Consider the following 12,312-nt stretch of genomic DNA (forward strand, 5'->3'; position numbering starts at 1 on the left):
AAAGTGACTTGCCCATTGTTAATAAAGACAATCTTCCAAAAAATTTAAGAAAAAATCTCATTACGTTGTCTTTGAGTTACCTTGCTTTATTTGGCATCAATTCAGCCTACGCGCTTGAGATTACCGTCTCGACCCAGGCAGAGCTTATTACCGCGTTATCCAATGGGACTTATGACAAAGTTATTCTGGGTGCTGACATCCCACTGACTCAGAACGTCGCTGTCAATCTGAGCAATCAAGATGTGGTGATTGATGGTAACGGGCTTTATGGTTTAACCGTTTCTAATACCACCACAAATGGCTTGAGGGTGACTTCAGGGACTAAAAGCTTAACGCTACAGAATATGTCCCAGATCAATTCAGCCAACTACTACACAATGGTCAGCGTAAACGGCTCCAGTACAGCCGTTAATGTGATTTATAACAACATTGATTTTCTTGGTGTTTCCCAGCTCGTTTTTATGGGGGGCAATGGTGATGCTACCAATAGCGTTATGACATTCGGCAATATCGGTAACGATGTGGTGGTTAACGATAGGAACCAGGAAATCGGTGAAGTTAATAAACTGGTATTTACCGGTAGATTTCACGTCACCCACTTGGGTACCGCTGTCTCTTTCCATAATACCGGCGCCACCAATAATACGGCAACCATGGATTTTCTCAATGGTGCTGACGTCAAGATTGATAGAACAGGTTCAACAGCCAACCTGACCGATACCGGTAGCAATGGTATCGATGCTTTTGTCTACACCTTTGCCGATGGTTCTGCCTTCGAGTTAATCGCCAACCAGGATGTCCTCAGCGGAACCAATAACAATCGGGGTGTGCTCATCGGCAGTTATGATCCGGTAACCGGCTTTGGTTCAGGCGCAAAAATTATCCTGCAGGCACGTGCGACAGGTGGTGGGATCATTTCAGGTAATGCGATTGATAACTTGGCCACTAATACCACAGGCCTCAACAATGGCGCGGCTGGGCCTACGGATGTGATCTATAACCTGGCAACGGGATCGATTTTACAGGCCACCGGTGCAGGGATTTTAGCGACAAAAAACGCGGGTAATGCCAGTGGCATTTACATCCGCTCCGCTGGCACTATTGGGGCTGCAACCGGTATCTCCGCAACCCATAACGGTACGGGCGCAGTTAACATTGCTAATAATGGCACGATCAACAGCACGACGGCGGGCATCGCCTTAAACTCCTCAGTAATTAAATCAATGACCGTTGATAACACCGGAGGCGAGATTAATGCTTCTGGAGGGACGGCGATTAACGTTCTCGGCAATGCCGGGTTAAATTTGACAGGTGGCACCATCAATACCAGCAATGCTGCCGACGGCATTACCATTGCTGCTGGCAATACCGAGACGCATTCCGTTACCGACACCACCATAAATATTAATGGTAGCGGCAAGGCAATTGCCAAAAGTGATAATGCCGCCTTAACACTGAGTAATACCCACATCAATCTGCTCGACGGCATTGGTTTTGATAACATTACCGGTGTCACCTTTGCGACCAGCCCCAATGGCCGCAACGCCATTAATGTTTCCGGGGTAGGTACAGCCATTTCAACTGCCAATACGGCCCTGGATGGTTGGAGCCCTGAAGCCTTGGACCTCAATATTACAGGGGCAGGTAAAGGGATTAATGTTACGGGCGGTGGTGTCGATTTTGGTAGCGTCAATCTGCTGGTGAATGTCACCAACAGTGGCGGGACAGGCCTGGTTGTTAATGATGGCGTAACAAACAATACCACAACGATTGGCGCTAATGCCCAGATTGATGCCTCTGGCGCAACTGCCATCAGTTTTACCGGAGCCGCCGGGAAAACGCTGAACAATCAAGGGCAAATAAATGGTGCTGTCACTTTTGCCAATAATGCGGCCAATACTATCAACAATAATGGTACGCAGTCCGGAATGCTGACAACCGGTTCTGGTGATGATGTTTTAATGTTGGGTGCCACTTCCGTCAGTGAAGGCCTGATAGACTTAGGCGCAGGCAATAATAGTGTCACCATTGACAATGGCGCTTCTGTCGCATCCATTGTGACAGGCACCGGCGACGATACCTTTACTCTTAGTAATCTGACGCTTGGCAATACTTACCTGGGTTCTCTTAATGCAGGAAGCGGTAATAACACGCTGAATTTCAATAATTCCACCGATACGCTGGCTGCTGCGACACGTATCCAGAACTTCACCAACATCAATTTCAACACAGCGGACCTCACCTTGAGCGATGCCGCCAATATTTCAGGTGGTAACGTCAATCTTGATAGCAACAGCCGTTTAGCTTTTGGCCAGACATTCAACGGTTTATTTGCTGGAACACTACAAGGAACCGGTAACGCAGAGGTTTTGGCGCAAGGCAATGTCACATTACAGAATGCCAGCACTTTTGCAGGCACATGGGATGTGGATCTGGGCGGAACGCTGGCGGCCAATAATGCCAACCAGTTCGGTACCGCAGCGGTAGCGCTGGCGGGTACGCTAGACCTGAATACCATATCGCTGTTGGGTAATGCCTTAACGGGAACAGGTTTATTGAATATTGACAACGGTAATAATGCCTTCAACTTCGGTGCTGGAGCTGGCTCCGTGTTTACTGGTACGGTTGATCTCAAAAATGTTGCCTTCTCTCTCACGGGTATCAATACCGACACATTAGCTGCTGCGACGTTAAAAACCTCTTCAGGGAGTGTTACGACGGTGGGGCCTGCCAACCAAAATGTTGGCAATGTGACGATGGATGGAGGGACAACCGAATTTGCCAGCGGCAGCCTAATAACAACAGATACGCTGACAGTAACGAATGCCAGTACGGTAAAAGTAGATGCTGCGGGTATCACCTCAGGCAACTTGCTCGATCAAGACAATGGTGTTAACACCGATCTGGTGAAGAGCGCCAATACTCTATCAGCAGCGGATTTAGCACAACTGACGCTGCTGGACAGTGCGGGTAACAGTTTGGGTAGCGGCACTATCAGCGATTATCTGCAAGGAGGTAATGTCGTTTCTAAAAATACCTACGACTATAGCCTCAACAGCAATCTTGGCCTGAGTGTGGCAACACAATTGACGCGGGCTGATATCCAGTCCGGCCAAACCTTGACCTTATCGTCTGCCGGCGCAACAGATTCCATATTAACGGCTCAATTGACCGGTACGGGTAATCTGGCGATTGGTGCAGATAACATCCTTATGACGTTGAGCAATAGCTCGAACTCCTACACGGGTAGCACTACGGTGAATGGCGGCACGGTGCTGCTGGGCAGCAACAATGCCTTGGGCGCCACCTCATTGCTGACCGTGGCGAGCGGTGCCAGTTTTAATACCAATACCTTCAGCCAGACGGTGGGGGCACTGACCAACCTGGGCACGGTTATGCTCGATCCCGGCGTGTTGACCAGCGGACTGCTGACCAACACCGGGGTGCTTGATCTGGCGGGCGGTACGCTGAACCTGTCGTCAGGGGGCACCTCGACCGCCACCGGCGGCCTGACCGGGGCCGGCACGCTGAGCGTGAACGGCGGAGATCTGGTCCTGAGCGCCGCCAACAGTGGCCTATCTGCCACCACCCATATTGCGTCCGGGGCATCCATCACCTCAAGCGCGGCCAATGCGTTGGGCACCAGTGCGGTGGAGGTGGGTGGGCAGCTTAATCTCAATGCCGCAGATACCCTGGCCAACGTCTTGAGCGGAGCCGGGACAGTCAATACCAATGCGGCGGTGACCCTGAGCGGCAGCAACACCTTTAGCGGGACCCACGCGATCAATACGGGGGGCGCGCTGACGATCAGCACGGCCACCAACCTGGGGACTTCGGCGGCCAACGTCAACCTCACGGCGGCCTCCGCCCAGTTGTTGCTCAATGGCCTCACCGGGACGTTGGCCAACACCCTGAGTGGGATAGCGGGCTCCACGGTGCAGCTCAATAACGCCGCCACCACCACCCTGACCGGCACCAACAGCGGCTTTGCCGGGCTGTTTGATCTGACGGGCAACAGCACCCTGACCGTGTCGCAGAGCGCCAACCTGGGTACCGGCAGCGTCAGTATCGGCAGTGGCAGTACCCTGACCTATGACACCTTTGCCGGCGGTGTCTTGACTGCGCTGAACAATGCGTTGAGCGGGGCGGGGAACTGGGTGCTGCGTAACAGCAATATCGATCTCTCTGGCAACAGCAATGCGGCGGGCTTTAGCGGCCTGCTGGACATCAACACCGGCGCCTCGCTGACGCTGAACGGTGCCACGACGTTGGATGCGAACACCGTGCTGAACGTCAACGACGCCACCAGCACGCTGAACATCAGCAACACCGGGGCCTTTGCCCTGAACAATACCCTGACCGGGGCCGGGCAGGTCAACGTCGATACGGCCAATAACGCCTTTAACTTCGGGGTGGGTGCGGGCACCGCCTTCACCGGTAACGTGACCCTGAACAATGCCACCTTCTCACTGGCAGGCACCAACGCCAGTGCTCTGACCGGCGCGAGTCTGACGTTGGGCGACGGTAGCAATACCACCGTGGAGGTCGCTGGAACGCCGGGCACCGAAACGCTGCGCGCCCTGATGCTCGACGGCGGGACGCTGAACTTTACCGGCGGTGCGCCGCTCTCCAGCGCCGAGAGCACCATTACCACCCAGACGCTGACCGCCAACGGCGGCACCATCAATCTGGTGGGGGGGAGTTCCTGGGACAATACGCCGCCGGTGGTGTCACCGAATCTGTCGATCCTGGAGCAGAACCGGGGGGCGACGGCGATGCAGCTGATCAGTGCCACCACGGCCAGCGGGGCCGATAGCCTGACGCTGATGATTGACGGTGTGGCGGTGACGCCACTGGGGTTGGTCTCTGCCATCAACCAGAACGCACAGCATGTGGCGGATGCAACCTACAATTACGCCCTGTCTAACACCAATGCCGCCAGCGCGTTGGGTCTGTACCTGAACTACGACCTGAGTGCGATCAACCTGCTGCTGGACACCCCTGATGCGCTGATTGTGGCCACCGATGCCAGCCCGGATGCCAACAAAAATCTGACCGCGCAGCTGACCGGGGTGGGTGGCATTGTGTTGGATGCCGTCAACGGGGCGTTGACCGTCACCAACAGCCAGAACAGCTACACCGGCAGCACCCAGGTAACCGGCGGCACAGTGCTGCTGGGGAGCAATAATGCTTTCGGTGCCACCTCATTGCTGACGGTGGCGAGCGGCGCCAGTTTCAATACCAATAACTTCAGCCAGACGGTGGGGGCGCTGACCAACCTGGGCACGGTCACGCTCGATCCCGGCGTGTTGAGCAGCGGACTGCTGGCCAACAGCGGGGCGATCGATCTGGCGGGCGGTACGCTGAACCTGTCGTCAGGGGGCACCTCGACCGCCCCTGGCGGCCTGACCGGGGCTGGCACGCTGAACGTCAACGGCGGAGATCTGGCCCTGAGCGCCGCCAACGGTGGTCTGTCAGCCACCACCCATATCCTGCTGGGGGCATCCGTCACCTCGAGCGCGGCCAATGCACTGGGCACCAGCGCGGTGGACGTCGGCGGCCAGCTTAATCTGAACGCGGCAGATACCCTGGCCAACGTATTGAGCGGGGCCGGGACCATTAATACCGATGCGGCGGTGACCCTGAGCGGCAGCAACACCTTTAGCGGTACCCACGCGATCAATGCGAACGGTGCCCTGACGGTCAGCACGGCCAATAACCTGGGGACCTCGGTGGCCAGCGTCAATCTGACCGACGCCACCGCCCAACTGTTGCTCAATGGCCTCACCGGTACGCTGGCCAACACCCTGAGTGGGGTAGCGGGCGCCACGGTGCAGCTCAATAACGCCGCCGCCACCACACTGACCGGCACCAACGGTGGATTTGCTGGCCTGTTTGACCTGATAGACAGCAGTACCCTGACCGTGTCGCAGAGCGCCAATCTGGGCACCGGCGGCGTCAGCATTGGCAGCACCCTGAACTTTACTGCCTTTGAGGGCGGCGCCTTGACCGCGCTGAACAATGCATTGAGCGGGGCGGGCAACTGGGTGCTGCGCAACAGCAATATCGATCTCTCGGGTAACAGCAATGCGGCGGGCTTTAGCGGCCTGTTGGACATTAACACCAACTCCACTCTGACCTTAGACGGGACGACGGCGCTGAATGCGGCCACCGTACTGAATGTCAACGATGTGACCAGCACGCTGAACATCACCAACGGCGGCGCCTTTACCCTGAACAATACCTTGACTGGCGCCGGGCAGGTCAACGTCGATACGGCCAATAACGCCTTTAACTTCGGGGTCGGTGCGGGCACCGCCTTCACCGGCAATGTGACGCTGAATAACACCACCTTCTCGTTGGCCGATACCAATGCCAGCGCCCTGGCGTTGGCCGGGCTGACATTGGGGAATGGCAGCGATACCACCGTGGGGGTCGCCGGAACGCCGGGCACCGAAACGCTGCGCGCCCTGATGCTCGACGGCGGTACGCTGAACTTTACCGGCGGGGCGCCGCTGTCCAGCGCCGAGAGCACCATTACCGCCCAGACCCTGGCCGCCAACGGCGGCACCATCAACGTGGTGGGCGGGGGTTCCTGGGACAATACGCCGCCGGTGGTACCACCGAATCTGTCGATCCTGGAGCAGAACCGGGGGGCGACGGCGATGCAGTTGATCAGCGCCACCACGGCCAGCGGGGCCGATACCCTGACGCTGACGATTGACGGTGTAGAAGTGACGCCACAGGGGGTGGTCTCTGCCATCAACCAGAACGCGCAGCATGTGGCGGATGCGACTTACCACTATTCGTTATCCAATACCAATGCGGCCAGCGCGAATGGCCTGTACCTGAACTACGACCTGAGTGCGATCAACCTGCTGCTGGACAACCCCGACGCGCTAATCATTGCTACCGATGTCAGTCCGGACGCCAACAAAAATCTGACCGCACAGCTGACCGGAGTGGGCGGCATTGTATTGGATGCCACCAACGGGGCGTTGACCGTCACCAATAGCCAGAACAGCTACACCGGCAGCACCCAGGTAACCGGCGGCACAGTGCTGCTGGGGAGCAATAATGCTTTCGGTGCCACCTCATTGCTGACGGTGGCGAGCGGCGCCAGTTTCAATACCAATAACTTCAGCCAGACGGTGGGGGCGCTGACCAACCTGGGCACGGTCACGCTCGATCCCGGCGTGTTGAGCAGCGGACTGCTGGCCAACAGCGGGGCGATCGATCTGGCGGGCGGTACGCTGAACCTGTCGTCAGGGGGCACCTCGACCGCCCCTGGCGGCCTGACCGGGGCTGGCACGCTGAACGTCAACGGCGGAGATCTGGCCCTGAGCGCCGCCAACGGTGGTCTGTCAGCCACCACCCATATCCTGCTGGGGGCATCCGTCACCTCGAGCGCGGCCAATGCACTGGGCACCAGCGCGGTGGACGTCGGCGGCCAGCTTAATCTGAACGCGGCAGATACCCTGGCCAACGTATTGAGCGGGGCCGGGACCATTAATACCGATGCGGCGGTGACCCTGAGCGGCAGCAACACCTTTAGCGGTACCCACGCGATCAATGCGAACGGTGCCCTGACGGTCAGCACGGCCAATAACCTGGGGACCTCGGTGGCCAGCGTCAATCTGACCGACGCCACCGCCCAATTGTTGCTCAATGGCCTCACCGGGACGCTGGCCAACACCCTGAGTGGGATAGCGGGCTCCACGGTGCAGCTCAATAACGCCGCGGACACCACGTTGACGGGGGCTAACAGCGGCTTTGCCGGGCTGTTTGACCTGATAGACAGCAGTACCCTGACCGTGTCGCAGAGCGCCAACCTGGGTACCGGCAGCGTCAGTATCGGCAGTGGCAGTACGCTGAACTTTAACGCCTTTGCGGGCGGTGCCTTGACTGCGCTGAACAATGCCTTGAGCGGGGCGGGGAACTGGGTGCTGCGCAACAGCAATATCGATCTCTCTGGCAGCAACAATGCGGCGGGCTTTAGCGGCCTGCTGGACATCAATACCGCTTCTTCTCTGACGCTGAACAGTGCCACGGCGCTGAATGCGGCCACCGTACTGAATGTCAATGAGGCGACCAGCACGCTGAACATCAGCAACGGCGGGGTCTTTACCCTGAACAATGCCCTGACCGGGGCCGGGCAGGTCAACGTCGATACCACCAATAACGCCTTTAACTTCGGGGTGGGGGCGGGCACCGCCTTTACCGGCAATGTGACGCTGAATAACACCACCTTCTCGTTGGCCGATACCAATGCCAGCGCCCTGGCGTTGGCCGGGCTGACGTTGGGCAACGGTAGCACTACCACCGTGGGGGTCGCCGGAACGCCGGGCACCGAAACGCTGCGCGCCCTGAGGCTTGACGGCGGTACGCTGAACTTTACCGGCGGGGCACCGCTGTCCAGCGCCGAGAGCACCATCACCACCCAGACGCTGACCGCCAACGGCGGCACCATCAATCTGGTGGGGGGGAGTTCCTGGGACAATACGCCGCCGGTGGTGTCACCGAATCTGTCGATCCTGGAGCAGAACCGGGGGGCGACGGCGATGCAGTTGATCAACGCCACCACGGCCAGCGGGGCCGATACCCTGACGCTGATGATTGACGGCGTGGCGGTGACGCCACTGGGGTTGGTCTCTGCCATCAACCAGAACGCGCAGCATGTGGCGGATGCAACCTACAATTACGCCCTATCTAACACCAATGCCGCCAGCGCGTTGGGTCTGTACCTGAACTATGGCCTGAGTGCGATCAACCTGCTGCTGGACACCCCTGATGCGCTGATTATTGCCACCGATGCCAGCCCGGACGCCAACAAAAATCTGACGGCGCAACTGACCGGGGTGGGTGGCATTGTGCTGGATGCCGCCAACGGGGCATTGACCGTCACCAACAGCCAGAACAGCTACACCGGCAGTACCCTGGTGACCGGCGGCACTGTGCTGCTGGGCAGCAACAACGGCTTTGGGGCCACCTCACTGCTGACGGTAAACAGTGGCGCCAGCTTCAATACCAATAACTTCAGCCAGACGGTGGGGGCGCTGACCAACCTGGGCACGGTCACGCTCGATCCCGGCGTGTTGACCAGCGGGCTGCTGACCAACACCGGGGTGCTTGATCTGGCGGGCGGGACGCTGAACCTGTCGTCAGGGGGCACCTCGACCGCCACCGGCGGCCTGACCGGGGCCGGCACGCTGAACGTGAACGGCGGGGATCTGGCCCTGAGCGCCGCCAACGGCGGCCTGTCCGCCACCACCCATATTGCATCCGGGGCATCCATCACCTCAAGCGCGGCCAATGCGTTGGGCACCAGCGCGGTGGAGGTCGGCGGTACGTTGAATCTGAACGCGGCCGATACCCTGGCCAACGTCTTGAGCGGGGCCGGGACAGTCAACACCGATGCAGCGGTGACCCTGAGCGGCAGCAACACCTTTAGCGGTACCCACGCGATCAATACGGGGGGCGCGCTGACGGTCAGCACGGCCACCAACCTGGGGACCTCGGCGGCCAGCGTCGATCTCACCGATGCCTCCGCCCAGTTGTTGCTTAATGGCGTTACCGGGACGCTGGCCAACACCCTGAGTGGGATAGCGGGCTCCACGGTGCAGCTCAATAATGCCGCGGACACCACCTTGACGGGGGCTAACAGTGGCTTTGCCGGGCTGTTTGACCTGATAGACAGCAGTACCCTGACCGTGTCGCAGAGCGCCAATCTGGGTACCGGCAGCGTCAGTATCGGCAGTGGCAGTACGCTGAACTTTAACGCCTTTGAGGGCGGGGCGTTGACTGCCCTGAACAATGCCTTGAGCGGGGCAGGCAACTGGGTGCTGCGCAACAGCAATATCGATCTCTCTGGCAGCAACAATGCGGCGGGCTTTAGCGGCCTGTTGGACATCAATACCGGTGCCTCGTTGATGCTGAACGGTGCCACGGCGCTGAATGCGGCCACCGTGTTGAACGTTAATGAGGCGACCAGCACGCTGAACATCAGCAACGGCGGGGCCTTTACCCTGAACAATACCCTGACCGGGGCCGGGCAGGTCAACGTCGATACGGCCAATAACGCCTTTAACTTCGGGGTGGGGGCGGGCACCGCCTTTACCGGCAATGTGACGCTGAATAACACCACCTTCTCATTGGCGGACACCAACGCCAGTGCCCTGACCGGCGCGAGTCTGACGCTAGGCACAGGCAGCGATACCACCGTGGGGGTCGCCGGAACGCCGGGCACCGAAACGCTGCGCGCCCTGACGCTTGACGGCGGTATGCTGAACTTTACCGGCGGGGCACCGCTCTCCAGCGCCGAGAGCACCATTACCGCCCAGACCCTGGCCGCCAACGGCGGCACCATCAACGTGGTGGGCGGGGGTTCCTGGGACAATACGCCGCCGTTGGTGCCACCGAAACTGTCGATCCTGGAGCAAAACCGGGGGGCGACGGCGATGCAGCTGATCAACGCCACCACGGCCAGCGGGGCCGATACCCTGACGCTGATGATTAACGGTGTGGCGGTCGCGCCAGGCCAGGGCGTGGTGTCGGGGATCGATCAGAACGCGGTGCATGTGGCGGATGCGACTTATAGCTACTTATTGTCCAATACCAACAACCTGAACGCGACAGGTCTGTACCTGAACTATGGCCTGAGTGCCATTAATCTGCTGCAAGACAACCCTAATGCGCTGATTATTGCCACCGATGCCAGCCCGGATTCCAACAAGGAGCTGACTGCGCAACTGACCGGGGTGGGCGGCATTGTATTTAATGCCACCAACGGGGCATTGACCGTCTCCAACAGCCAGAACAGCTACACCGGCAGTACCCTGGTGACCGGCGGCACGGTGCTGCTGGGCAGCAACAATGGCTTTGGGGCCACCTCACTGCTGACGGTAAACAGTGGCGCCAGCTTCAATACCAATAACTTCAGCCAGACGGTGGGCGCCCTGACCAACCTGGGCACGGTCACGCTCGATCCCGGCGTGTTGACCAGCGGACTGCTGACCAACACCGGGGTGCTCGATCTGGCGGGCGGGACGCTGAACCTGTCGTCAGGGGGCACCTCGACCGCCACCGGTGGCCTGACCGGGGCCGGCACGCTGAACGTGAACGGCGGGGATCTGGCCCTGAGCGCCGCCAACAGCGGTCTGTCCGCCACCACTCATATTGCGTCGGGAGCGTCGGTGACGCTGAGCGCCGCCGATGCCTTGGGCACCAGCGTGGTGGAGGTCGGCGGTACGTTGAATCTGAACGCGGCCGATACCCTGGCCAACGTCTTGAGCGGGGCCGGGACAGTCAACACCGATGCAGCGGTGACCCTGAGCGGCAGCAACACCTTCAGCGGTACCCATGCGATCAATGCGGGGGGCGCGCTGACGGTCAGCACGGCCACCAACCTGGGGACCTCGGCGGCCAACGTCAACCTCACGGCGGCCTCCGCCCAGTTGTTGCTCAATGGCCTCACCGGGACGCTGGCCAACACCCTGAGTGGGATAGCGGGCTCCACGGTGCAGCTCAATAACGCCGCGGCGACCACCCTGACCGGCACCAACAGTAGCTTTGCCGGGCTGTTTGACCTGATAGACAGCAGTACCCTGACCGTCTCACAGAGCGCCAACCTGGGCACCGGCGGCGTCAGTATCGGCAGTGGCAGTACGCTGAACTTTACTGCCTTTGAGGGCGGGGCGTTGACCGCGCTGAACAATGCCTTGAGCGGGGCGGGCCACTGGGTGCTGCGCAACAGCAATATCGACCTCTCTGGCAGCAACAATGCGGCGGGCTTTAGCGGCCTGCTGGACATCAACACCGGCTCCTCTCTGACGCTGAACGGGACGACGGCGCTGAATGCGGCCACCGTACTGAACGTCAATGAGGCGACCAGCACGCTGAACATCACCAACGGCGGCGCCTTTACCCTGAACAATACCCTGACCGGGGCCGGACAGGTCAACGTCGATACGGCCAATAACGCCTTTAACTTTGGGGTCGGTGCGGGCACCGCCTTCACCGGTAACGTGACGCTGAATAACACCACCTTCTCATTGGCCGATACCAACGCCAGTGCCCTGACCGGCGCGAGTCTGACGTTGGGCAACGGTAGCAATACCACCGTGGGGGTCGCTGGAACGCCGAGCACCGAAACGCTGCGCGCCCTGACGCTCGACGGCGGTACGCTGAACTTTACCGGTGGGGCACCGCTGTCCAGCGCCGAGAGCACCATTACCACCCAGACCCTGGCGGCCAACGGTGGCACCATCAACGTGGTGACCGGCGCTTCCTGGGACAATACGCCGCCGGTGGTGC

The 12,312-nt window shown here is 59.4% G+C and carries 1 protein-coding gene; it reads left to right on the plus strand.

Annotated features, from left to right (window positions below; translation table 11 throughout):
* Positions 1-344 precede the first annotated feature (344 nt).
* On the plus strand, positions 345-12,312 hold an 11,968-nt coding region (locus AC2A1E_RS13295), incomplete at its 3' end, for a beta strand repeat-containing protein (RefSeq protein ID WP_484384151.1).

This window comes from Serratia sp. HNCC26DJ206 (assembly GCF_057180605.1).